This is a genomic window from Streptococcus sanguinis (genome assembly GCF_050220005.1).
GTDB lineage: Bacteria > Bacillota > Bacilli > Lactobacillales > Streptococcaceae > Streptococcus > Streptococcus sanguinis_Z.
In genome coordinates this window covers 925,513-950,182 of the sequence record NZ_CP071413.1, presented here as the reverse complement: position 1 = coordinate 950,182, position 24,670 = coordinate 925,513, and the positions used below count along the sequence as shown (strand labels likewise).

Below are 24,670 nucleotides of genomic sequence, written 5' to 3'. Positions count from 1 at the left end.
CTTTTCTCAGATGAAAAACAGCAAGCCAAGTGACTTGCTGTTTCAGGTTATCACTCCCCCATCTCAATCCGCCAGCTGGCGGCTGTTTTTCTTTCTTGGATAAATTTACTGTAAATGCCTTGTTTAGCTAGTAAGTCTTGGTGTTTGCCTTGTTCGGCAATGCGGCCTTGATCCAGCACCAAAATCTGATCTGCATGCTCAACTGTCTTGAGTCGGTGGGCAATCATGATAATGGTCTTATCGCTAGTCAGAGCCTGAATAGCCTGCATGAGAGCTTCTTCGTTTTCTGGATCAACATTGGCTGTTGCTTCATCCAGAATGATAATAGGCGCATCCTTGATAATAGCCCGTGCAATGGAAATACGCTGGCGCTCACCTCCAGAAAGACTGGCACCTCCTTCACCGATCTTGGTATCATAGCCATCAGGCAGTGAGAGGATAAAGTCATGACAGGCAGCTTTCTTGGCAGCTTCTATCACTTCTTCCTGACTGGCCTCCGGCTTGCCAAAACGAATGTTATTGGCAATGGTATCCTCAAAGAGATAGACGCTTTGGAAGACAAAGCTGAAATTACGAATCAGACTGTCATAGCTGTAATCCCTGACATCATGCCCGTCCAAACTGATACTTCCTTGGTCCACATCCCAGAAGCGGGCGATGAGGTTGCAGAGAGTTGTTTTGCCAGAGCCAGAAGGTCCGACCAGAGCAGTTGTTGTTTTTTCGGGAATGGTGAGGGAAACCCGGTCAATAATTTTCTTATTTCCATAAGAGAAGCTAACGTCTCTCAGCTCAATCCGGCTGCTTTTTGGTTCAATATCCTGACCACTGATGTCCATCGGCTGGATAGCTAAGACTTGATTGACCATATCAACCGACAGATCAACAATGCGCAGGAGAGAAGAGAAAGAGCCAACGCCGTCTAGATTTTCATAAATCATAAAACCACTGACAATCATCATAATGGTTACCAGCAGCTCCATACTGCCATTGAGATAAAAGTAGATAGAGAAAAGCCCCATAAAGAGACCGGTCAGCTTGGTCACCATGCCCTGGAGGGCAATGTAAGGTGAGGTCACAAGTGTCATTTTGGTATCTAGCTGACTCTTGCCTTCAATAGCCTTGGACAGCTTCTTGGCAGAACGGTTGACCAGATTGTAGTTCTTAACTTCAGCAATCCCTTGGCTGTACTCCAAAACAACGGCTACTAGGTCCATATCCGCCTGATACTTGTCATCAGAAATCTTGCCAACTTGCCAACGCATGAGGGTATTGGGCAGGAGAAAGAGGACGAGACCCACCAAGAGAACCAGACCAACCCGCCAATCATAGAGAAAAACCAAAATAGTGATGAGACCAGTCGTCAGAAATCCCTGAACTGTCATCATAACCACTCGCGTAGCTACATCAGACAACCCTTCCAGCGTATTGGTCGTAACACTGGTAATCTTGCCCAAGCTATTTTGATTAAAGTAACCCATAGGCAGATAGCGCATGTGCTCAGCAATTTCAATCCGCTTCTGAGCACAGGTATGATAGCCCGCTTCCGTCTGAAGCATGGTGATTTTCAGGGTAATCCAGACGTTTAGCACAGTGGATACCAGCATGATGCCCAGAGCCAGCCAGAAGGTCTGCATAGAGAGATTCTTCTCAATCAGTCCCATAACGACTAGGCCGATTGCTGGAATACGCAGAGCGATGATAAAGGACTTGATGATGCCCAGATAAATGGATTGATAAAATTTCCTACGGTCCTCTGGCGTACAGAAATCAAAGAATTTCTTCAGTATATTAAGCATGAGTCAGCCCTCCTTCCATCTCATCACTATCCCTAGTAGCTATATGGGCTTGCCACATGGAAGCATAAAGCGGACTTGCTGTCAGCAACTCTTCATGCCGGCCTCTAGCTTCAATCCGACCGTCATTGACCAAGACTATCTGGTCTGCACTCATAATCGTAGACAGCCTGTGGGCAATGACAATCAAGGTCCGTCCCTCAATCAGACGAGCTAGACTGGACTGAATCCGCGCTTCATTTTCCGGATCTGTATAAGCAGTCGCTTCATCCAAGATAAGAATCGGCGCATCCTTAAGCATGGCACGGGCGATGGCAATCCGCTGGCGCTCACCACCAGATAGATGCCCGCCGCCAGATCCGACCTGCGTCTCAAAGCCGTTTTCTAAGTTCATGATAAAGTCATAACAGCCACAGCGACGGGCAATTTCGATGACCTCTTCATCAGAAGCTGCTGGATTTCCCATCCGGATATTTTCCATAATAGTCTCATCAAAGAGATAGTTATCCTGGGTCACGCAAGCAATCTGCTGACTGTAATAGTCTAGCGGAAGCTGACAAATGTCCAAGCCACCATAGGTAATCTGACCAGAAGTGACATCCCAGAAAGAAGCTAGAAGCTTGGCAATTGTAGATTTACCCGAGCCTGATGGCCCAACTAAAGCGTTGATACTGCCAGCCTTAATATCTAGCGAAATACAGTGCAGTACTTCCTCTTCATCTGTATAGCCAAAGCTGACATCCGTCATGACCAGATCCCTTCCTTTTGGAAGTTCTCGCAGCTCCTGAGGCCTTTTCAAATCAGGCCTTTCCAAAATATCAATGACTTGGCCAAAAATAGTCCCGATTTTCCGTAAATCGTCCATGTAACTAGCCACTAAAATCAGAGGAGTCAGAAGACTGAGCGAAAGAATAATCATCAGAATAAAATTGCCAGCAGTCAAACTACCTTGCAGATAAAAATAACAGCCAGCCGGCAGCAGAAAAAGCAAGCCTGATGGCAGAAAAGCAGTCACAATGCCCATCTCCAGATTGAATTTGCGCATCCACTCAATAAAGCAGTCTGCTCCTTCTCTAGCAGCCGTGACAAACTTATCGTAAGAAAATTTTTCCTTGCCAAAAACCTTGATAACCTCAATCCCATTGATGTATTCCACCGCTGTATCATTGAGCTTTTTGGTCTTGAGCAGAGTATTTTGATAGTCTGCTTCGCTATTGGCAACCATCCGCATATAGGCCAGCGCCACGATGGGAATAGTCAGGAGAGACAGCAAGGTTAGCCGCCAATCAATAACCAGCATAGCAATGAGAACAATAATCGGACCAAAAATCCCAGCGGTAAACTCTGGAATCAGGTGAGCCAAGGTCGTTTCGGTCGCATCTACCCGCTCAACGATAATGTTTTTATAACTCCCTGATGACTGACTAAGCACTGTGCCTAGAGGCAGCCTAGCTAGCTTGTCTGTCAGGCGACGCCGCATTTCCGCTAGAATCTTAAAAGTAGCCGTATGCGACAGCATGGTGGAAATACCGTGAAATCCCCAGTAGCCAATCCAGGCCAGACCTGCCCACGCTGACTGCTGCAGGTAAAAATCCCAGTTTTTATTGCCAGCCAAGAGCTGATTAATCATTCCACCAATAAAGAAATAAGGCAGAAATCCTGAAATCACAGAGGCAAAGGCAAAGATCAGACTGAGCACAAAATATATCTCAAAATATATCTTATGAAGGGAAACAAAGTCCCAGATCCAAGCAAGGACAGATTTTTTCTTCATAGAATTTCCTTCTTTCTATCAAAAACCTAGCAAACCTCCCCAGTCAAACAAGTCCATGATGGAATGGCAAAATTCCAGCGCCTGCTCTTGGGGCCAGTCTTGAGCCAAGGGCTCAAATACAGCAGTGTAATAAGCTGTCATGCACGATCGCAGAAACTCGTGTTTGACCAAATGATTGATCTTACCCTCTTTGTATGCCAGCTCCAAATAGCGATAAGTCTCATCTGCAGCCAAATGAGGCAGACGCATCCTGAAGTCCGCTTGCGAAGAACCATGAGATTTAAAGAGCAAGAGCTGCATAATATCCTTATGCTCATAGAGAATCCGCATCAGGGACTGGAGATCCTCTAAGCGATGGGCCCACATGTCAGACAGGTGTCCCTCTTCTAGGAAAGCATAGTCACGTCGCTTCTGCTCTTGTCCATACTGGTCTAAGGCTGTCAGAGTAGGCTCAAGCAGGGCAGCAAAGAGACTGTTCTTACCCTCATAGCGCTTATAAAGAGCCCCAGTCGTCAAGCCAGCAGCGCGACAAATTCTCCGCAGTGAAGCATCCTGATAGCCATAAGCCAAAAACTCACTCCTCGCGCTTTCCAAGATTTTTTCGTTTAACTCATCTGTTTCTTTTTTCATGCTTTCAATTTGATAACACTGTTATCACCTTTCTTCCTTTATTATAAATTCTGATAATTTAACTGTCAAGGAAAAACAAAAGAGACCGAGAAATATTTTCATCGGTCTAGTTCTATTCCTTTTTTTCTTGTAAACATGACAAAAGGAGCTTATTAACAAACTCCTATAGAATTTTACTTTTTATTGGGTGCATAAATCATGCCAGTACAGTCGAAATCTTCCTGTCGGCGAAAGCCGAGCTCTCGATAAAAAGCTAGATTTTTATCTGACTGCTCCGTTGCCAACTGGATTTGGTAAACATCCTTAAAACTTTCCAACGTCTGCTGAAGAAGGCTCCGACCAATCCCCTGACGCTGGTAGAGTGGATACACCAGCAAATCCTGAATAAAGACAATGGTAAGCCCATCTCCGACCACTCGGATCAAACCAACCAACTTGTCTTCGTCATAGGCCGCCATCACAAACAAGGACTGATGGAAGGCCTGCTCTAACTGCTGAGGACGATTAGTGTAATTGCTCCAACCAACCGAAGCGTAGAGGTCTAGCACTGCCGCAAAATCTAGCTGAGGATTTATTTTATAATGAATCATGGCTATCTCCTTGTTTTTTCTCTGTTTGATTGCCTAAAGCTTCTAACGCTTTATCGAACTTGAGTCAGCACTCCGTCTTGCATCTCATAAACCTTGTCAACCTCGTCCAGCAAGCGGGTATCATGAGTAATCATGACCACGCTCTTATGGAATTTTTGGGTCACCTCTTTGAGCAGATGGACCACTCGCTTGGCCCGCTCTGTATCCAGACTAGCTGTCGGCTCATCAGCCAAGATAATATCAGGGCTGTTGTAAAGCGCTCTGGCGATAGCAGCTCGCTGCCTTTCCCCGCCAGACAATTCTTTCGGATACTGCTTGAGAGTTCCTTTAAGATCTAGCAGCTCAATCAGACTGTCTAGATCTGTTCTCTCCTTTTTAGATAAGCGGTCAATCAGCTGGAACTGGTCTTCGATTTTCAAAAAAGGAATGAGATTGGAAGCCTGCAAAATAAAGCCGAAATCATTGAAACGCAGGGCTGCCCGTTCCTTTTCCTTGAGCTGGGAGGTATCTTTCCCATGCAGGAGAATCTGTCCTTTTGAGGGAGTTTGCAAATGCCCCAGCAAGGTCAGAAAGGTTGTTTTACCCGAGCCTGACGGCCCAATAATAGCTACAAACTGCCCCGCTTCCAGTTGGAAATCAGTTGGTTTCAGGGCTTGAACCAGCGTATGCCCCTGACCATATTCTTTTGTAACCCCTTTTAGTTCTATGATTGACATTTACTCACCTCCAATCGCTGTGATAGGGTCAATTTTCAGAACCCGGTGAATGGACAAGAGCCCGCCAGCCAGTGACATGAAAACAATGAGGATAATTAAACCAGCATAAGCTCGCCAGTCACTGTAAAAAGGCATAGAAGCCGGCAAGACTAGCTGGGTTCCCAAGAGAGCCAAGACAGCTAAGCTGATTCCCAAAGTAGACAGGATGAAAATCTGCCAAAAAATAGAAGCAATAATCTTCCCACTGGCAATTCCTTGGGCGCGCATAATACCGTAAAGATGCGTCTTTTGGATGGTAATAATATACATGAAAATTCCCAATACCAAAAATGTAATCAGAACCATGGCCCCAATCATAAAGGAAAAAGTCAGTACCTGAGGCTGATAGCCAGGGATATTTTCTATAAAATCATTCATAGAGAGTTGACTAAGTCCAGCTTCTTCAATCTTCTGACCATCCTTGACCACAAGTGCACTGATATTCTTAACCTGACTAGAGCCGTACTTTAATTCCCTGAAATCATCTAGATCCATAAAAATTACAGGTTGCGTAAAGAAGCTATTATCCTCTGTGAAACCAACAACCTGATAGAGGCGCTCACTTCCATTAAGCTGAAGCTGGTCGCCTAGTTTCACACCTTTTTGCTGCAAACGCTTATCCGCAATAACTTCATAAGCATTCTCAGCAGGACGTCCCTCAATAATGTCAGGCGCTAGAAAACTATCCCAAGAGAGACCAAAAACCTGAGCATTGAGTTTATCAGTCCCATCTTCATAATTGGCCACTGCTGATGTTTGTCCCAAAGCAGCGATTGAGTCCCCTTGAAGCAGACGACTGTACTCCTCTTCCTTGAGAGTCGAAGCTATTAGATTCTTATTGGCGTACTCTGACAAGACGATCGACTCAGCCTGCCATTGGTCCAAAGCCAAGCGATTGAGCCTAGCCAAACCGACGGAAAGGCTAGATAAAAAGAAAACCATATAGGTAATGAGAAAGACCACAGCAACCACTAAACGATAGCGTCCGCGACTGTAGACAATCTCTTTAAAAGCTAAAAACAAAGCTGTCCTCCTTTGAGATATTCTAGTCCATTATATCATAAAGAAGCAAACTGGATAAACTATCCTGTCAATCTCCCTCCATATGCTCTCTGACAAAGCCTGCCAGACCAACAGCAGTCACCCTAGCATGAAAATCACTCATTTGCTGAGCCTTATAGCGAGGATGAGCGAGCCAGTAAGTCAGGGTTCCCATAAAGGACGCGGCTTGATGATTCAGGAGCAAATCCGCTTCTACCTTATCTAAATGGGGATCAGCCAAGGAAATACTCTGCGAGAAAATCTCCCTCAAAGCTTCCTGCAATCGCAGTAAACTAGTTGGACTGCCATTTGGCCCCAAAAGAATGGCTAAGTCTTCCAAGTAAGGCTCAAAAAAATGAAAAAGATTTTGTTTCTCATGGATAAAGTCTTTCACTTTAAAATTCTTTTCTAACTTGAACAAGCAGGCAGATTCTAGAGCCTCTTGATAATAGGACTTCAAATCATCTAGCAAGCGGTCTTCTATCTTCTCCAGCAGATCATATTTATCCAAATAATGCCGATAAAAGGTACTACGATTCACCTCTGCCAAGTCAATCAGCTGACGAATACTGATAGTCTCAAAAGTCTGCTCTTTCATCAGCTGCAGCAAGCTATCCTCTATCTGCTTTTCTGTCTTTTTTCTTTTTTTCTCATACATGCTATTCACCTCAAAATGCAACAGTCTACCTAAAATTGATGCTTGCCTACCATCCAGCTCCCACTATATAATAAATATAAGCAGAAGACAAGAACAAGAGGATTAAAAAATGAAGATTATGATCAATCAAAAGGAAGTCGGTCAAGAAAGAATTGAGCAATGGCGGAAGAAGAGAATCCATAAAGCAGCTAAGATACTTAATCTACAGCTACCTAATACTGACAACACGGAGATTTTAGACCAAGCCCTACTGGAAGCAAAAATGAAGCTGACATACGAAGAGCTAATCCAGCAAATCGGAACCAAACTCAAATGGAGCCAATATTTGATGAAATGGGCGGCCAAATGGTCCAAGAAACCACGAAAAAGAGCTGTTGTAACGATTTTTGCAAGTGGACTGACTGCCGCTTCTTTCAGTATAATGCTAGAAAAGTTGATATTAGAAAAGACAAATGTTCATAAACGAGTCAATCTTGGTGCCTGTCCAGACCATTATGCCTTGCAGCCGTACGGGGACAAACTTGAAGTCATTGAGACTGCAGGAAATAGCCCGCTACCGACACAGTTTTTTCTTGACCTTGGTGGTGAAGCTGAGATAGAGGAGCCTCGTGATGCGTCTTATCCCTTCCAATCTGTCGGTGCCGCCAGTCTAGCGAATGGCTGCAATATCGGTGGTATTCGCCATCAGTTTCGCGACATAGAAAAAGGCTTGGAAGCCCGATTCTGCGTTGAATTCCCTAGCCTTTGTCCAGACAGCCTTATCAAAGAACACCAGCTCCACCTGTCTGCCGAATGGTCAAGATGGATAACTTGGTGCAAAGAGAATAAAGAATGAATTTCCTTTCCTAAAAAATACCTACCAAGCCATGCAAAAACAGCCTACTGCCATCTTAAAGAGACCGCAGCAAGGCTGTTTTCTTCTTTACCTAATCAAAGACAATCATGGACTTAATAGTCTTGCGTTCATCCATATCTTTATAAGCTTGATCGATATCTTCCAGTTTGTAGCTTGAAGTAAAGACCTTGCCCGGATTAATATAGCCGTCAAGAACTGCCTTGAGCAAGATTTGCTTGTCGTAAGTCGTGACAGAGGCTGCTCCGCCTGCCACTGTAATATTTTGAGCAAAGGTAGAACCAAGTGCTCGGTTATTATAGTGTGGCACACCGACAAAGCCTAAGCGGCCGCCGTTGTGAAGAACTCCCAGAGCTTGATCAACAGCTGCTTCTGTTCCAACACATTCCAGAGCTGCATCTGCACCACCACCAAGGATTTCACGGACCTTGGCAATTCCGTCTTCGCCACGTTCTGCAACAACAGCTGTCGCACCGGATTCCAAGGCCATCTTTTGTCGATCTTCGTGACGGCTCATAAGAACGATTTGGGAAGCACCACGCATTTTAGCAGCGATAACAGCGCATTGTCCCACAGCCCCATCACCAATCACGACCACTTTATCACCAAGCTTGACGTCTGCCACTCGCGCAGCATGGTAGCCAGTTGGCATGACATCAGCCAGTGTCAAGAATGATTTGAGCATTCCTTCTGTATAATCAGAAGGCTGACCCGGAATTTTGATAAGTGCCCAGTTAGCAAATTCGAAGCGCATATATTCAGCTTGCACCCCATTTGACCAGTTATTCCCAATATGAGAATCACAAGTGCCATCAAATCCTGCCCGACAGGCATCACATTGCCCGCATCCATGAGTAAATGGAGTAATAACAAAATCGCCAGGTTTAACAGTCGTTACTGCATCCCCAATTTCTTCGACAATTCCAATCGCTTCATGCCCACTATTTTGATGGCCTGCTTCAATATCTGGACTGCGGTAGCGCCATAAGTCAGATCCACAGACACAGGTCCGAACAATCCGAATAATGGCATCATCTTCCTCAATAATTTGCGGACGATCAATGTCAGCGAGCCCAACTTGGCCCGCTTTTGTATAAACTGCCAATTTCATCGTTTCTTCTCCTTTGATATCTTTATTGCAACTATTATACAACTTAAAGCACCCTTCAAGTCAAATATTTGACATCATTTAAGATAAAATTTTTATAAAAAAAGGAAACTCCATTCTCAGAGTTTCCTAGTTTGATTCCCTCACTGCTCATCCTGTTGTCCTGAGCAGAATGAGAAGCGCTTTACTGCTTGGTAAAGGTCAGAGTGTCTGGATCATCATCCAATTCGTCCACAATCAGCTGATTGCCATTTTGGCGATAGCTTTTAGCATCATCACCAACTATCAGTCTTTGGTTAGAGGCATCTACTTGTACCTGCTTGATTTCCTTACTGCCATCAACCTCGGTCTCAGTCCAAGTACCAGTCGTACCATTGATTTCTAGGACGTGCTGGTCACCATCATGGTCGGTTGCTTGATAGCGCCCGTCTAGATTAGTAGCCTGCCCTGCATTTGATGATGACGAAGGCTGATTAGAGGAAGATGCAGCTGATGACTGCGAAGTCTGATTTTGCGCAGATTGTGATGTCTGGTCTTGCGTATTCTGTGATGAACTAGTATTCCCTCCTTGGTTGGTATTGCCTGAGCAAGCAGCCAATAGGACTGCTGCTGTCAGAGATAGAATTCCGATAAAGGCTTTTTTTGTAATAGTCATATCGCTTTCTCCTTTTTCTACATTTGTAGTTTATACTTATATTCTACACTTGTCTGTTTCATTTGTCAAGAAAAAGCAGTTTTTATTAAAAGGAAAATACATCTAAAGGAAATGAGTCACTCTGATTGACATTTGCAATTCAGACGCTACTTGTTCTCTTAGTCTTTTCGAACTCTCTTGACAAAATAGTTCCCTGTCGTATAATGATTCTTAAAAAGATAAAAGGAGAAGATCATGCCAATCAGAAAAGCCCAAGTCAGCGATATTCCTGAACTCCAAGAACTCCTTCAGCAAATCTTGCTTGTCCACCATCAGGCTCGTCCGGACATTTTCAAGGCCAAGGGCAGCAAGTTTAGCAATGAAGAATTAGAGAAGATTCTGGGTCAAGAATCCACCCCTATTTTTGTCTTTGAAAATGAAGCTGGAGGAATCCTCGGTCACCTCTTTTGCTCCATCAAGGAACCTGTCAGTCCTATACTCAATCCCATCAAAACACTTTTTATTGAGGACTTATGTGTGGATGAGAAAGCCAGAAGGCAAAAGGTCGGCGAGCAGCTTTATCGCTTTGCAGAAGACTATGCTCGGAAAATCGACTGCTATAATCTGACTCTCAATGTTTGGAACGACAATGTCGGAGCCCTGCGTTTCTATGAGCGATTAGGGCTTCAGCCTCAGGAAACAGTGATAGAGAAGATTCTTTGATCTTGAAAGACAAATTTCAGGAAGCGCTAGCAATAGTTTTCGGCTATACTCTACCAGTATAATTAACTATTTTATTTGTCGAGAAATTTTCGATACAATAGACCATAATCCCTAATGAAAGTGAGAAATCTTATGACAAAATCAAAATTTCAACTGGTTGGATCACTTCTGCGCCCAGAAAATCTCCGCCAATATAAGACAGAAATTGAGCACCGCGATGATATTCAATATCCCTTCTACGACAGCTTTCCAGGCTACCATGAGACGGAGACAGCTGACATCAAGGAGATTATCGCTGAGCAAAAGGCTAAGGGTATTGACATCCTGACGGATGGAGAATACTCCAAGTCTATGTGGCATCTGGACTTTGTCTGGGGCCTTAAGGGAATTGAGCGCTACATTGCTGACCACGGCTATACCTTCAAGGACCACGACGGCGGGCAATACGAGACCCGTAAAGATATTGGTATCCGCATCACAGCACCACTCTCTGGAAAAAATCATCACTTTATCGAGATTTATAAGCTAGTCAAGGATGAGGCTGCTGGTGAAGATACCAAGCTGACTGTCTGGGGGCCTGCCCATGCTTATACTGAGTTAGCTGTCTTTGACCGCTTGGCGGGACCAGGACAAGTTTATGAGACCAATGAAGATTTGAAAAAAGGCTTGATTCAGGCCTACAAGGAATTTTTGGACGACTATAAGGCTGCTGGCGGACAGATTATCCAGTTTGACGACTGTCTCTGGGAGCTTTTTGACGAGTCCAATCCTGCCAGCTTCTTTGCGGAGGGCAATGCTAGTCTAGCTGACTTAGCAGACGAGTTTGTCGCCATCAACAATGAAGTCGTAGACTACGCTCATGAGCTAGGACTGACTGTCTGGACCCACAACTGCCGTGGTAACTACGAAAGCCGCTCTGCTGCCGAGGGTACCTACGAAGCTATCGCGGAAAAATTCCTGCGCGACCAACACTATGACCGCTACTTCCTAGAGTGGGACAGCGATGTAGCTGGTGATGTATCAGCCCTAGCAGCTTTGAAGGACAAGGATGCGGAAGTTGTTTTAGGACTGCTTTCCAGTAAGACGACAGGCTTGGATGACGAAAAACGCGTCCTAGACCTGCTTGAGAAAGCAGCAACCGTTCTACCCAAAGAGCGACTCCTGCTCTCCCACCAATGCGGCTTCGCCTCTTGTGACTCTGGAAACGAACTCACCATTGAGCAACAATGGGCCAAAATCAAACAAGGCCAAGAAATCGCCCAAAAATTCTGGGGATAATAAGCAAAAAAAGCGGTGTGACCGCTTTTTTCTATGTTTTTAAAATCAATTTTGGGCTGAATTAGATTTCTTTGATGAACTCCAGTTTCATCTGCATCTGTTCAACATATTAAATCTTGGAGTATCAGGAAAGTTCAATTCGCTTGAGCCAATTTTCAACCAAGGCCGTAAAGAGAGCCTCTTGATCTATCTGTGCATTGTGGCCAGCAAGATCCATTACAGCATGAGTTGCCCTTGGATAATAGTGAGACAGTTGCGCTAACTGCTGGAAGCCCACGACTTGGTCCTGCTTTCCTGCTATAAAAAGGCTGGGCTCGTCATAACCCTTTTCCTGTATCTCTTGATCCACTTCAAACGAAAAAGAATAGTTTTCTTGCAGCTTTTGGACAAAGGGAACATTCATCATCTGAAGCCCTGCTAGGATTTCTTTTTCAAACCTTTGATAAGTTTCTTTAGTCTGTAAAATCGCCAAATCAACGAAATCTTCGTTTTTGCCTGCTATATCAAACCCAACCTCTCTAATTACCAGAGTATCTTTAGGCAAAATTCTTTCTTTCGGATTGGGTACAACTACTGGACAAATAAGCAGCAAACCATCAATCTCCGACCTTTTCTTAGCCAAAATTCCTCGAGCGAGATAGCCACCATAAGACTCTCCAGCTAAGAGAAAGCTGTGTCCGCCGATTGCAGTCTCTATAAAGTTCAAGAGCATCTCTAAAATCGCATCCGCACTTGCAAAAGCAGGATTGGCATCAGACCTGCCCATGCCAGGCAAATCTAAATAAATTCTTTTATAGCCAGCATGTTTCTCAAAAATAGGTTCTAAACATCCTTCCATCAGTTCAGATGAACAACCCAAACCATGAATTGCCAAGACTGGCTTTCCTTGACCAATCACTTTATAATATAATTTATTTCCCTGATAAGTAAAAAACATTTTTTCTCCAATCATACCTTAAAGACACGTTTTGCTCGAGGTGGAGCCTTTATCGAAACCAGTCAAAATAATATTGTTTATGAGCCTAACAAATTATTCTTATCATCTACACCCCTCAAAGCTACTAGACGAGCAGGCTTATTCTTTCCCCTTGATTTCAGAGCTTCATTCTTCATCACCAAATAACAAAGTGGATTTCTGCAGATAAGGATTGGGATACTTGACTAGCAGGTCCCTTACAGCTCTTACCAAGTCTTTCTGCTCAGCCTGACCAGATTGGTAACGAAGCAAAAGATGCATAAAATCTTCTTTTTCAGTTGTACTGGCTTTTTTCTTAAAATAGCCCCAAACATGCTGAAAAGCATTGCTGACCTGACCACGGTTTTCAGGCAGGGTTACCGCCTGATCAATCAAGTCTTGAACATGAGCTGCTTCCACAGAGTCACTTTTCAGATACTGACGGATTTCCAGATAGATCTTACTAGAATGACTGAGAACCAGATATTTATTTCTAGCCCAAAGAGTCTGACATTGGGAGATTTGGTTTGAATTTTCCATAATTACTTTTCCTACTGATTTTCAATTTCGAATACTCCTCGTTTCGTCTACATCATTGCTCGCATCCCAGTGATAAGTTTGCCAAGATAGAAAGCAAATCAACTATGATTGGAATAAGATTTCGAAGAGTATGAATCAAAATCCCCAATCACATGACTGGGGAATAGTTCATTAACGTACCTCTGCTCCGAGTTTTTCGGTCAGGGATTTTTCGATTTTTTCCATGTATTTAGACACTTCCTCGTCAGTCAGGCTGGCTTCTGGATTTTGGAAAGTCAGGCTGTAGGCCATGGATTTGAGGCCGACACCCAGCTTGTCCCCAGAGAAGATATCAAAGAGCTTAATATCTGTCAAGCGCTTAACACCAGCAGCTTGGATTGCATCAAGGACCTCTTGGTGAGTGATTTCTGCCTTGAGCAAAAGGGCCACATCACGGCTGACAGCTGGGAATTTAGTGATTTCTGTAAATGGCTGGGCTGGCTGAAGCTGATCTTCAATAGCAGACAAGTTGAGTTCAGCCACATAAGTTTCAGGAATATCGTAAGCCTTGGCTGTCGCAGGATGGACTTGACCGACAAAGCCGACAGGCTGGCCATTGATAGAGATTAAAGCAGTCCGACCAGGATGCAAACTCTTAATCTGGCTGCTAGCCGCGTATTCAGCTGTCAAGCCCAACTTAGCAAAGAGTGCTTCCACTACACCCTTAGCATAGAAGAAATCAACTGCTACTGGCTTAGTCTGGAAGTCTTTTTCATTAACCAGACCTGTCAAAGCAAAGGCAAAGCTATTGATTTCGTTTGGCAGATCTTCCTTAGGATTGCCAGTCTGCTCAAAGATTTTTCCAATCTCATAGAGGGCTAGATTCTTATTTTTACGAGCTACATTGTAGGCTAGGGAGTCCAAAATGCCAGAAACCATGTTCTGACGAAGAACAGAGCGCTCCACTGTCATCGGCCACATGAGCTCAGTCAAGTTGCTAGGATTGAGAGTGAACTCAATCGCCTTTTCTGGGGTCGTCAAAGCGTAGGTGATGATTTCTGTCAGTCCAGCTCCCTCTGCTAAGGTCCGTACTCGACGGCGCAGTTGCTGCGTTGCAGTCAATTCACCAGCAGTCCCGTCATCTTTTGGCAGACTAGCTGGCAATTTGTCATAGCCGTAAATGCGAGCAATTTCTTCATAGAGGTCTGCTTCGATTGAAATATCCCAGCGGCGGCGAGGGACACTGACAGTGAACTGTTCAGCACTTCCTGAAAGGCCAAAGCCAAGTCTGCGGAAGACATCCACAATATCAGTATAAAGTAAGTCTGTTCCCAAAACTCGGTTGACATCCGCTAGACTGGATACCACTTCTATATCACTAGTGTCTATGCTGCCAGCGGATACAATCCCAGCCTGAACAGTCGCTCCTGCCAAGTCCGCAATCATGCTTGCTGCCGCATCCAAAGCTTCATTAACAGTTGCTACATTGATGCCTTTTTCAAAGCGGGAAGATGATTCCGAGCGCAGGTTAAGGCGACCGCTGGTCTTGCGGATTGATTTTCCATCAAAGACAGCTGCTTCCAAGACGACACGACTAGATTTCTCAGAGATTTCTGTTGCTTGCCCCCCCATAACACCTGCAAGGGCTACTGGTTTGTCCGCGACAGTGATAACTAAATCGCTGACTTCCAGATCCCGCTCTTCGCCATCCAGTGTCACCAGTTTTTCACCAGCACGCGCTTCCCGCACGACAATCTGGTCGCCCTCAAACGTATCCAGATCAAAGGCATGCATGGGCTGACCAAAGTAGAGCAGGATGTAGTTGGTCACGTCCACTACATTGTTAATCGGACGGATTCCTTCGTTCATGAGGAGATTTTGCAGCCACTGAGGACTTGGGGCAATGGTGACATTTTCCAAGATACGAGCCGCGTAGTAAGGGGCTTTCTCTGTCTCAAGGGCTACTGAAAGACTGTCAGCTGCCTGCTTTTCATTTTCCACCAGCGGAAAATCTTTAAAATGTACTGACTTGTCATAGATGGCAGCCACTTCATGAGCCACCCCACGCATAGACAGAGCATCTGCCCGATTTGGTGTGATGGAAAGCTCGACAATCTCATCGTCCAAGTCCAGATAAGAGAAGACTTCCTCACCTGGCACTGCTTCTTCAGGCAGGATTTGAATTCCATCCGCAAATTCCTTTGGCACGACAGAATCAGAAATCCCCAGCTCACCGAGAGAGCAGATCATGCCCAGTGACTCCAAGCCACGGATTTTTCCTTTTTTAATCTTATAATTGTCGGCAATGCGAGCACCTGGCAAGGCCACCATAACCTTGATGCCTGCACGAACATTTGGAGCACCACAGACAATCTGACGGTTCTCCTCTTCTCCGACATTGACTTGACAAACATGCAGGTGGGTATCAGGAACATCCTCACACGATACCACCTCACCAACGACAATTTTAGACAGGCCCGCAGCTGGTGATGTCACACCTTCCACTTCAATTCCTGTCGTTGACATTTTCTCAGCCAGCTCAGCGCTAGCCACATCAATGTCTACTAACTCTTTTAACCACTTATAACTTACTAGCATATTTAAGATACCAAGGGCGTCAAAAACGACTGAAAAATAGGAGATTTGTTCAAGCATTCGATGAATGCTCGCAAATCTATCTTTTTTCCGAGTTTTTAGCCCGGGTTCAATTCCTTTCTCTATTCTATCGCTGAGGAACTTGACCAACCAAATCTTCTAAATTTAACTCTTTTAGGTCGTATCATTTCCTCTCTTTAAATTTTCTTTTTTATTTCAATTTCTTGCGCAGCAGCCAGTCTGTGTCCACCGTCTCACCAGTGATATAGTCGTGCTGGCTGAACTTTTCAAAGCCGTATTTAGAGTAAAATTCCTGAGCTCTAAAATTCTTTTCCCAAACGCCCAGCCAGACCCAGTCAAAGCCTCGTTTCTCGGCTTCTTCTAAGGCAAATTCAAACATTTCCTTGCCCAAGCCTTGACCATGGTAGGCTTTCAAGACATAGATTCGCTGAACCTCAAAGGCTTGTGGTAGTTCTTGCTCCGTTTGAGCATGTCCCCAGTTAAACTTGAGAAAACCAGCAATTTTACCGTCTTTGACAACAAAATAAGTCTCTGACTCAGAGTCTGCCAGTTCCTTTTCGATGGTCGCAAGCGACAGCTCATTGTCAAAATAATGAGCCATATCAGCCTCCTTGATAAATGGACCAAAGGTTTCTTGATAGGTTGCGACTTCCAACTCCCGCAGGAGGCTCGCTTCTTCTTTTTTGACTCTGACTAGCATACTGCACTCCTTTCTCAGAAAAGCTGCATCTATGAATACAGGTTTCTACTTAAACTGCTGAGAAAAACGAATATCTCCTTGGTAGAAGCCACGAATGTCGTTGATACCGTAGCGAAGCATAGCTACCCGCTCTTGACCAAGACCAAAGGCAAATCCAGAGTATTTCTCTGCATCAATACCGCTCATTTCCAACACGCGCGGATGCACCATACCAGCTCCCATAATCTCAATCCAGCCTGTCTTCTTGCAGACATTACAGCCTGCACCACCACACTTAAAGCAGGAAACATCCACTTCAACAGACGGCTCTGTAAATGGGAAATAAGACGGACGCAGTCGGATACTGCGGTCCTCGCCAAACATCTTCTGGACAATCAGCTGCAGCGTTCCTTGCAAATTTGCCATGGAAATATTTTCTCCAACCACCAAGCCTTCAATTTGATGGAACTGGTGGGAGTGAGTCGCATCATCAGTATCCCGACGGAAGACACGTCCTGGTGAGATCATCTTGAGTGGCCCTTTAGAAAAGTCATGAGCGTCCATAGCTCGCGCCTGCACCGGACTGGTGTGGGTTCTGAGCAGGATCTCCTCTGTAATGTAGAAAGTGTCCTGCATATCCCGTGCAGGGTGGTCCTTAGGCAGATTCATCCGCTCAAAGTTGTAATAGTCCTTCTCCACTTCAAAGCCGTCTACGACCTGATAGCCCATCCCGATGAAAATATCTTCGATTTCCTCACTAGTCTGGCTAAGAATATGACGGTTCCCTACTGGAATTCGACGGCCTGGTAGAGTCACATCCAAGGATTCCTCAGCCAGTTTCAGAGCTACTAATTGCTCTTCCATCTCTTGAGCAGTCTTTTCAAAGGCTGCTGTCAGAATATCACGCGCTTCATTGACGTGCTTCCCGATAATCGGCCGCATTTCAGCTGAAATATCCTTCATCCCTTTCAGGACTTCAGTCAGCGAACCCTTTTTACCCAAGACAGCTACACGCAAATCTTGCAGTTCCTTTTGATTCTCAGCCTTGAGCTGCTTGAGAGAAGCCAGAGTCTCTTCGCGCAGGCTTTTTAGTTGTTCTTCAATCGTTTTCGTCATTTTCCCTCCAAAATAAAAAGCGCGCCAATTTCCATAAGCGGAGCGTTGACACGCGGTACCATCCGTTTTTTATCTGGCAAGCCAGACCTTACTTATCAATCCTAGAGCAAGTGAATTCGCCTAGCTTTCATCTAGAGAGCTTTCAGTCGATGGCTCCCCTCCCTGTTAAACTTCCCCTAGGTTACTGGTCTTGCAGATTGCTATTCAGTTGTATTTCATTCTAACAGATTTCTAAACATTTCGCAAGCTCAGTTAAAGAATTTACAAGAAGAGACTATCAAGAAAAAGAAGCCTGTCAAGCAACAGACTTCTTTCTTTTTATTTGATAACCTGGCCAGCTTCTTTCAGAACATCTTCTGGTACAGTAATGCCAAGTTCTTTGGCATTTTTTGTATTAATGACAGATTTACCTGTATCGAAAATATCTACTGCAGTGTCAGCAGGTTTGGCACCTTTAAGAACTTTAGCTGCCATTTTACCAGTCGCAACACCTAGGTCATACTGGTCTACAACGACAGAGGCAAGACCTCCTTCTTCAACCATGGCCGTCGCACTTGGATAAATTGGTTTCTTAGCTTCTTTATTGCTGGACACAACTGTCGCAAAAGCTGACGCAATGGTATTGTCAATTGGAATCCAGATAGCGTCAACCTTGCCAGTCATGACATTCATGGTTGAAGCAATTTCATTGGTCGAAGGAACAGAGTATTCCTCTACCTTGTAGCCTGCCTCTTCAGCCAATTTTTTGAACTCTTCCACTTGAGTTTTAGAGTTATCTTCGCTGCTAGAGTATAGCGCACCGATAGTTTTGACATCTGGAGTCAATTTTTTAATCAGCTCTAGCTGTTGCTTAGCTGGATTGCGGTCAGAGACACCAGTGATATTGCCACCTGGCTTGTCCAGATTTTTCACTAGGTTTGCTCCGACCGGCTCTGTGATAGCTCCCATGACGATAGGCTTGTCCTTAGTAGCTGCTGCCAGTCCTTGTGCAGACGGAGTCGCAATCCCAATCAGCACATCATTGTCATTGGAGACCAGCTGCTTGCTCATAGTAGAAACCTTACTCTGATCGCCCTCAGCATTCATAAAGTCAATCTTAATCTTGTCGCCTTTATAGCCTTCCTCAGCCAGACCATCCTGGATCCCTTTGTAAATCAAATCCAGCGAAGGGTGGCTAACATACTGTAGCACGCCAACCTTGACTGTTTGACTGTCGTCACCAGTCTTAGGGGCGTTGGTCTTTCCGCTCAAGCTAGAATAGACAATCCCACCGATTGCCAAAACGGCCAGAAGGCCTAAGATAGTGATTAATCGTTTGTTTTTCATGTTCTTTCTCCATTTCTATGTTTTATATTTTTTCTGTTTAATCCCTAGGGACGCCATCGTTTAAACATAGGCAATTCTCCTTGTTTTTTTATAATAAGCAACAAAAAACCTCACACAGGTATTCTGTGTGAGGGCGAAAATCGCGGTGCCACCTCAATTATGGAAAATAGCTAATATTCCCCATGTCTCTATCTTGTCATCAAACAAGCTGCACTGTAAGGTGTGCCCACCGAATTCTTATTGTTTCAAATTCATTTTATCAATTAGCCCAATTTCATAAAGATTTGCTGCTCATTTCCACCAACCACAAGCTCGCTAAAAACAAATTCATCTACTACTTTTCTAATTTCCTATATTTTAAGTTTTTCCTGAAAGGATGTCAAGACCTTTTTGAAAATTTTTATAAAATGTTCAGATTTGACTACTCAAGCAAAATTCCAATTTTTAGCATGGAAATAAGATATTATCTTCAATGCAAAAGCCAAACCGATTAGAAAACTAAAAACGAAGAGACTATTTATGATAAAATCTTGAAAAAAATATTCCTTATTCGAAGCAAACAGTCCTAATAGTTTTCCCACTGACTGCTGATTGATTGGAAAAAGATAAAGTAGTTTTTGAGCAAGTCCTTCTCGAAAAATCTGAGCTAAAAAATAAGGCAACAAATAAAGACTAATAGAAAATGACAAGACAGACAAAGGAGAGTTCAGCAGAGAGGACATCAATAATGTTACTCCCGCTGTAAAAAGAAGCCCTGTAAATTGTAAGCACAAAAACCAAAAGTAAACTTGTAGATGATTCCACTCCAATGGAAAACTGAATAACCTCAAATCTAAGTTAGTCTGAATACTAGAACTCCATCCACTAGTATCATACATACTAGAAAATACAAAATAAGTGACCATTTGGAAAACTATAAATAGTACAATAGTCAAGAGAAAAGCCACTCCAATCTTGGCTTTTATTAGTCTATCGCGTCCATATTTAGTTGTCAGCAATACTTGATTCATATTTTTTGCCTTATCGTCTGAAAAAATCAGAGAACAAACTAAAATGACTAGAAAAGAAACTAAAATGGAAACATTTCCCTGAACTTTATATAAATCAAGCCAAGGAGCATAATTACCAATTTTTAGAGGTTTACCAAACTCTTTAAAACCAAGGTCTTTAATGCTGCGTACTTCTATGTCTTCAATCGTCAGCATTTTTCCTTTTTTCACACGCTCCATCTGTTTTTCATAAAGATGACGAGCATCTTTGACGAATACGTTGCTTATCTGTTCTGTAAAGAGATAAAATGGGTGAAAAAGCCAAGGTTCTCCTTTTTCTTTCCAACTTCCATCATCAGAAAGTTCTCTCTCTTGAAATTTTTTGAGATCGTCTGCTATAATCCCTCGAATTTTATCATCTGTAAACTCCCCTCTATAACTCTGTTCAATATCTTTGGAATAGCCATGTGCAACATTATCTCTCGCTGCAAATTGATACTGAGAATAATGATAGCCTATGAAAAAAATACCAGCAAGTAGAAATAAACTTGCAACTAAACTTCCCAAAATCGTTTTGTTCTTTAAAATTTTTTGAAATTCAAATCTAGTAAGTGTCTTCATCCTGCATCTCCTCTCTAAAATAATAGAGATACAAATCTTCTAAAGTTGGGCTAACCAAGGAAGCCTTCGAGATTGGAGCTTGTTCAGAAACAATTCTCATCACGATATGTTGACCATCCTGGCGGCGATTGCTCACAAGAAAGGTCTCTTCTAATTTATTAGCCTTACATTCTGTTACTTCACATTCCCAAACCTTGTCAGATATTTCAGAAACTAATTGATTAACCGTTCCTCTATCTCGTAAACGCCCATTTTTTAAAATCAAAATTTCGTCAGCGATACTTTCGACATCTGATACAATATGGGTCGATAAAAGAATGATTTTTTCCTTTGATAAACTACTTAATAACTTTCGGAATTTAACCCGTTCTTTAGGATCTAGTCCAACTGTTGGCTCATCTAACACAAGGACTTGAGGATCGTTTAAGAGAGCTTGTGCAATTCCTAATCTCTGCTTCATTCCACCAGAAAGTTTTCTAATTTTTTTATTTTTGATAGCAGATAAGCCAACCAACTCTAATAATTCATCGCTTGTTGTAGAAGCATTTTTTCGACTCAACCCTTTTAAAGAGGCAATATAGAGTAGAAAATTTCTAGCAGTAAAGTCTCGATAATATCGAAAATCCTGAGGTAAAAAACCTAAAATATCTCTAAAATTTTCTGCTTGATTAACTATATTCTTTCCGTTAAAGAAAACAGCTCCCTGAGTAGGCTTCATGAGACCACAAATAATCCGAAAAAGCGTCGTCTTTCCTGAGCCATTCGAACCTAAAAGTCCGTAAAGTCCTGGTTTTAATGAAATGGAAACATAATCTAATACCAACTTGTTTCCATATTCTTTTTTAATGTTTTTAAGAGTGAGTTCCATTCCACATTCCTCCTGCTGTCAATTTTTTTAATTGTTTAAAGAACAAAAGTGCGAGAATCAAAAGAGACATTAAATAAGTTAGGAACCAATATATAACAGCCATACGATAAGGATTGAATAGATTCAAAGCTACAAATAGAATTGAAAGAGCCATACCCAAAACGAACCATGCACTACGATGATTGCCAGAATTTCTCCAACGAGAGAGAGAATAAAACAAAACAATACAAACAATATTATAGGGGACTAACAAATACAGTAACATACTAAAAAAAGAAAATCTGAAGAGTAAGTTTGTTAATATAGAAAAACTCAGAACAATCAGAAAATCAATGAAGCCAAAAATAAAGAGTTTCACTAATACATGCTGGCGTAAATCGTACTTGAAAGTTTGCTCTAATTCCCACATTCCAGATGTAAAACTTTTAAATAATTCTTCCATAAAGAAAAGTAGAGAGATTATTAGCAATCCTGTCAAATTTTTTATTAGAGTATAAACGAGACCGAGCGGATTGTTTAATATAACTAATAAACTGATTCCTAATACTGCGAACTGAATCAACCAAGTTTTTAAACTAATAAACCGAATAGTAAAAAGAGCGAATTCCAGATAAGAAATCCTCTTTTTCTGACTTTTCAGATGAGCAACACCGAGTAAAAGAATCTCTTTTTTTCTAGATTCATCAACTTCTAATTGATAATTTTTTAAACGTTCAATAACTTTTTTCGTCATAAGTAAATGCCTCTTTATCTAAGAACTTTGATAGTTTTACAAGCCCTTGATGAATTCGGGACTGTGCAGTTGGAACACCTACACCTGTAATCTTTGCTATATCCTTAACCTTTAAATCATGGTAATATCTCAAAATAATAGCCTCTCTTTGCGGATTTGACAACTGATTTAAGGCGTGTTGAATTACCTTATTTTCTTCGTTAACTACTAAATTTCTCATACCATCACTTTCGTGAGAAGATAAAACACTTTCGTTGAATTCAACTTTTTCTATTTCTTTCTTTTTATAATAGTTATTGCAATGATGAACAGCAATTGTGAAGAGATAATTGTAAAATTTCCCTGTAAAACGATAGTTTTTGATATTTTCTATCACTTTAAGAAAAATATCTTGCGTCAAATCTGCTGCTAACTGGACATTACCATAACATCTGCGTACACAGTAAAAATAGATAGAGTGATAATACTTCTCAATCACCCTTTCCCACGCATTTTGGTCTCCATTTTTTATCTTTTGAATTAAAATATAATCTTCAAACATTCTAGCTCCATCTATATTTAAATTCCTTCTCACTACTATATTAACAATTTTTATATAAAAATCATTTAATTTATTTAAAAATTTTTTTCAAAAAATTTAGAAGCTTTTGGCTTGGTTTTTTGTTATAATCTTCTTTAGCAACTTTCAAGGAGAAAAACATGTCTTTCGACGGATTTTTTTTACACCACATGACAGAGGAGCTGCGCCGCGAACTGCTGGGCGGCCGCATCCAGAAAATTAATCAGCCCTTTGAACAGGAGCTGGTTTTACAGATTCGCAGCAACCGCCAAAGCCACAAGCTGCTCCTATCAGCCCACTCGGTATTTGGGCGCGTCCAGCTGACAGATACCACGTTTGAAAATCCAGCTGTTCCCAATACCTTTATCATGGTGATGCGCAAATACCTGCAGGGCGCTGTTATTGAAGCAATCCAGCAAGTCGAGAATGACAGGATTTTGGAAATCAGCGTCTCCAATAAGAACGAAATCGGTGACAGCGTGGCTGTGACTCTGGTCATCGAAATCATGGGCAAGCACAGCAACATCATTCTCTTGGACAAGGCTAGCGGTAAGATTATTGAAGCCATCAAACATGTCGGATTTTCTCAAAATAGCTATCGAACGATCCTGCCGGGCTCAACCTATGTTGCACCACCTCAGACTGGCAGTCTCAATCCTTTCACTGTGGGTGATGAAAAGCTCTTTGAAATCTTACATACTGAAGACTTAGAGCCCAAACGCTTGCAGCAAATTTTTCAGGGATTGGGGCGGGATACAGCTACTGAACTCAGTGGCCGTCTGGCAGCTGACAAGCTCAAAACTTTCCGAGCATTTTTTTCTAGTCCGACTCAGCCTAGCCTGACCGAAAAATCCTTCTCTGCTCTGCTATTTTCCGACAGTAAGACCCAAATGTCCACGCTATCCGAGCTTTTGGACACTTTCTATAAGGACAAGGCTGAGCGAGATCGAGTCAACCAGCAGGCTAGCGAACTGATTCGTCGAGTAGAAAATGAGTTGGAAAAGAACCGAAAAAAACTGGTCAAGCAAGAGGAAGAACTTCTAGCAACGGAGAATGCAGAGGAATTCCGTCAAAAAGGGGAGCTCTTAACTACCTTTCTCCATCAGGTACCTAACGATCAGGACCAGGTTGAGTTGGATAATTACTATACAGGTGAGAAGATTATTATCTCGCTTGATAAGGCCCTAACCCCCAACCAAAATGCCCAGCGCTATTTCAAACGTTACCAGAAGCTCAAGGAAGCCGTCAAACATCTGACCAGCTTGATTGAGGAGACTCGGGCTACGATTCTCTACCTAGAGAGCGTGGAAACTGCCCTTGCTCAGGCCAGCCTGACTGAAATTGCAGAAATTCGGGAGGAACTAATCCAGACTGGCTTTATCCGCCGACGCCAAAGAGAGAAAATCCAGAAAAGACAGAAACCGGAGAAATATTTGGCAACAGATGGCCAAACTATTATCCTAGTTGGACGAAATAATCTACAAAATGACGAGCTGACGTTTAAGATGGCCAAGAAGGACGAGCTTTGGTTTCACGCCAAGGATATTCCAGGTAGTCATGTGGTGATTACTGGCAACCTCCAACCTAGCGATGAAGTCAAGACAGACGCTGCCGAGTTAGCAGCCTATTTTTCCAAAGCCAGACTCTCCAATCTGGTCCAAGTAGATATGATTGAGACTAGAAAGCTCAACAAACCAACCGGTGGAAAGCCAGGATTTGTCACCTATACGGGCCAGAAAACCTTGCGCGTCACACCAGATGAAGAGAAAATTAAAAGCATGAAGATATAAAGTTACCCTCTTTAACTATCAAACTGACTTAGGAGCAGGACGGTCATTAGCTAGCTGAAGCT

The 24,670-nt window shown here is 42.9% G+C and carries 23 protein-coding genes and 1 other annotated feature; of the genes, 4 read left to right on the top strand and 19 right to left on the bottom strand.

Going from position 1 to position 24,670, the window contains the following annotated elements:
• Positions 1 to 50: 50 nt before the first annotated feature.
• The 7 genes from J1C86_RS04605 to J1C86_RS04575 form a co-directional block, all read right to left on the bottom strand.
• On the bottom strand, positions 51 to 1,796 hold the full coding sequence (locus J1C86_RS04605; protein WP_125406947.1) for an ABC transporter ATP-binding protein: 1,746 nt from the start codon (positions 1,794 to 1,796) through the stop codon (positions 51 to 53).
• Entirely contained in the window at positions 1,789 to 3,567 is a 1,779-nt protein-coding gene (locus J1C86_RS04600; RefSeq protein WP_125406950.1) for an ABC transporter ATP-binding protein, read from the bottom strand. The genes J1C86_RS04605 and J1C86_RS04600 overlap by 8 nt, the downstream gene beginning before the upstream one ends.
• 18 nt (positions 3,568 to 3,585) lie before the next feature.
• Positions 3,586 to 4,197, bottom strand: coding sequence for a TetR/AcrR family transcriptional regulator (locus J1C86_RS04595; protein WP_125406953.1), 612 nt, complete (start codon positions 4,195 to 4,197; stop codon positions 3,586 to 3,588).
• A 173-nt stretch (positions 4,198 to 4,370) separates the two neighbouring features.
• Entirely contained in the window at positions 4,371 to 4,787 is a 417-nt protein-coding gene (locus J1C86_RS04590; RefSeq protein WP_125406956.1) for a GNAT family N-acetyltransferase, read from the bottom strand.
• Between the two features lie 50 nt (positions 4,788 to 4,837).
• Positions 4,838 to 5,503 (bottom strand): ABC transporter ATP-binding protein, encoded by a 666-nt coding sequence (locus J1C86_RS04585; RefSeq protein ID WP_002909993.1) that lies wholly within the window; start codon positions 5,501 to 5,503, stop codon positions 4,838 to 4,840.
• The gene (locus J1C86_RS04580; RefSeq protein ID WP_185755773.1) at positions 5,504 to 6,565 is read right to left on the bottom strand and encodes an ABC transporter permease; all 1,062 of its coding nucleotides are present in this window, start codon (positions 6,563 to 6,565) and stop codon (positions 5,504 to 5,506) included.
• Between the two features lie 67 nt (positions 6,566 to 6,632).
• Positions 6,633 to 7,241 (bottom strand): TetR/AcrR family transcriptional regulator, encoded by a 609-nt coding sequence (locus tag J1C86_RS04575; RefSeq protein WP_125406959.1) that lies wholly within the window; start codon positions 7,239 to 7,241, stop codon positions 6,633 to 6,635.
• Between the two features lie 109 nt (positions 7,242 to 7,350).
• On the opposite strand from J1C86_RS04575, the gene J1C86_RS04570 reads away from it, so the two are divergent.
• Positions 7,351 to 8,076, top strand: a complete 726-nt coding sequence (locus J1C86_RS04570) for a hypothetical protein (protein WP_125409172.1) — start codon at positions 7,351 to 7,353, stop codon at positions 8,074 to 8,076.
• A gap of 91 nt (positions 8,077 to 8,167) precedes the next feature.
• On the opposite strand, the gene J1C86_RS04565 is transcribed toward J1C86_RS04570, so the two are convergent.
• Both J1C86_RS04565 and J1C86_RS04560 read right to left on the bottom strand, forming a co-directional pair.
• A complete protein-coding gene (locus tag J1C86_RS04565) occupies positions 8,168 to 9,205 on the bottom strand; it encodes a zinc-binding dehydrogenase (RefSeq protein ID WP_049553065.1) in 1,038 nt (345 codons plus the stop codon).
• A 181-nt stretch (positions 9,206 to 9,386) separates the two neighbouring features.
• A complete protein-coding gene (locus J1C86_RS04560; RefSeq protein WP_002915455.1) occupies positions 9,387 to 9,857 on the bottom strand; it encodes an SP_0198 family lipoprotein in 471 nt (156 codons plus the stop codon).
• A gap of 234 nt (positions 9,858 to 10,091) precedes the next feature.
• Between J1C86_RS04560 and J1C86_RS04555 the strand changes: the two genes are divergently transcribed.
• Both J1C86_RS04555 and J1C86_RS04550 read left to right on the top strand, forming a co-directional pair.
• Complete coding sequence (locus tag J1C86_RS04555) at positions 10,092 to 10,559, top strand: GNAT family N-acetyltransferase (RefSeq protein ID WP_002915456.1); 468 nt, start codon at positions 10,092 to 10,094, stop codon at positions 10,557 to 10,559.
• Between the two features lie 132 nt (positions 10,560 to 10,691).
• Complete coding sequence (locus J1C86_RS04550) at positions 10,692 to 11,837, top strand: cobalamin-independent methionine synthase II family protein (RefSeq protein WP_185755774.1); 1,146 nt, start codon at positions 10,692 to 10,694, stop codon at positions 11,835 to 11,837.
• A 124-nt stretch (positions 11,838 to 11,961) separates the two neighbouring features.
• On the opposite strand, the gene J1C86_RS04545 is transcribed toward J1C86_RS04550, so the two are convergent.
• The 10 genes from J1C86_RS04545 to J1C86_RS04500 all read right to left on the bottom strand — a co-directional run bounded on the left by J1C86_RS04545 (position 11,962) and on the right by J1C86_RS04500 (position 22,800).
• A complete protein-coding gene (locus J1C86_RS04545; protein ID WP_125406966.1) occupies positions 11,962 to 12,789 on the bottom strand; it encodes an alpha/beta fold hydrolase in 828 nt (275 codons plus the stop codon).
• 150 nt (positions 12,790 to 12,939) lie between these two features.
• Positions 12,940 to 13,332 carry a YbgA family protein gene (locus J1C86_RS04540; RefSeq protein WP_125406969.1) on the bottom strand — a complete coding sequence of 131 codons (393 nt, stop codon included), beginning with the start codon at positions 13,330 to 13,332 and terminating at the stop codon, positions 12,940 to 12,942.
• Between the two features lie 171 nt (positions 13,333 to 13,503).
• A complete protein-coding gene (gene pheT, locus J1C86_RS04535; RefSeq protein WP_125406994.1) occupies positions 13,504 to 15,909 on the bottom strand; it encodes a phenylalanine--tRNA ligase subunit beta in 2,406 nt (801 codons plus the stop codon).
• Positions 15,910 to 16,117: 208 nt separating this feature from the next.
• A complete protein-coding gene (locus J1C86_RS04530) occupies positions 16,118 to 16,627 on the bottom strand; it encodes a GNAT family N-acetyltransferase (protein ID WP_125406972.1) in 510 nt (169 codons plus the stop codon).
• Positions 16,628 to 16,672: 45 nt separating this feature from the next.
• Complete coding sequence (pheS, locus tag J1C86_RS04525; protein ID WP_125352767.1) at positions 16,673 to 17,722, bottom strand: phenylalanine--tRNA ligase subunit alpha; 1,050 nt, start codon at positions 17,720 to 17,722, stop codon at positions 16,673 to 16,675.
• Positions 17,723 to 18,040: 318 nt separating this feature from the next.
• Positions 18,041 to 19,048, bottom strand: a complete 1,008-nt coding sequence (gene trpX / locus J1C86_RS04520) for a tryptophan ABC transporter substrate-binding protein (RefSeq protein ID WP_125409174.1) — start codon at positions 19,046 to 19,048, stop codon at positions 18,041 to 18,043.
• Positions 19,049 to 19,174: 126 nt separating this feature from the next.
• Positions 19,175 to 19,409: a binding site (T-box leader), on the bottom strand.
• Between the two features lie 64 nt (positions 19,410 to 19,473).
• A complete protein-coding gene (locus tag J1C86_RS04515) occupies positions 19,474 to 20,658 on the bottom strand; it encodes an ABC transporter permease subunit (protein WP_125406978.1) in 1,185 nt (394 codons plus the stop codon).
• Positions 20,642 to 21,526 carry an ABC transporter ATP-binding protein gene (locus tag J1C86_RS04510; protein ID WP_125348493.1) on the bottom strand — a complete coding sequence of 295 codons (885 nt, stop codon included), beginning with the start codon at positions 21,524 to 21,526 and terminating at the stop codon, positions 20,642 to 20,644. Before J1C86_RS04510 ends, J1C86_RS04515 begins: the two co-directional genes overlap by 17 nt.
• Positions 21,510 to 22,259 (bottom strand): beta-carotene 15,15'-monooxygenase, encoded by a 750-nt coding sequence (locus J1C86_RS04505; RefSeq protein ID WP_125348494.1) that lies wholly within the window; start codon positions 22,257 to 22,259, stop codon positions 21,510 to 21,512. Before J1C86_RS04505 ends, J1C86_RS04510 begins: the two co-directional genes overlap by 17 nt.
• The gene (locus tag J1C86_RS04500) at positions 22,240 to 22,800 is read right to left on the bottom strand and encodes an RNA polymerase sigma factor (RefSeq protein ID WP_002904268.1); all 561 of its coding nucleotides are present in this window, start codon (positions 22,798 to 22,800) and stop codon (positions 22,240 to 22,242) included. The genes J1C86_RS04505 and J1C86_RS04500 overlap by 20 nt, the downstream gene beginning before the upstream one ends.
• A gap of 158 nt (positions 22,801 to 22,958) precedes the next feature.
• On the opposite strand from J1C86_RS04500, the gene fbpA reads away from it, so the two are divergent.
• Positions 22,959 to 24,608, top strand: coding sequence for an Rqc2 family fibronectin-binding protein FbpA (gene fbpA / locus J1C86_RS04495; protein ID WP_125348495.1), 1,650 nt, complete (start codon positions 22,959 to 22,961; stop codon positions 24,606 to 24,608).
• Positions 24,609 to 24,670 lie beyond the last annotated feature (62 nt).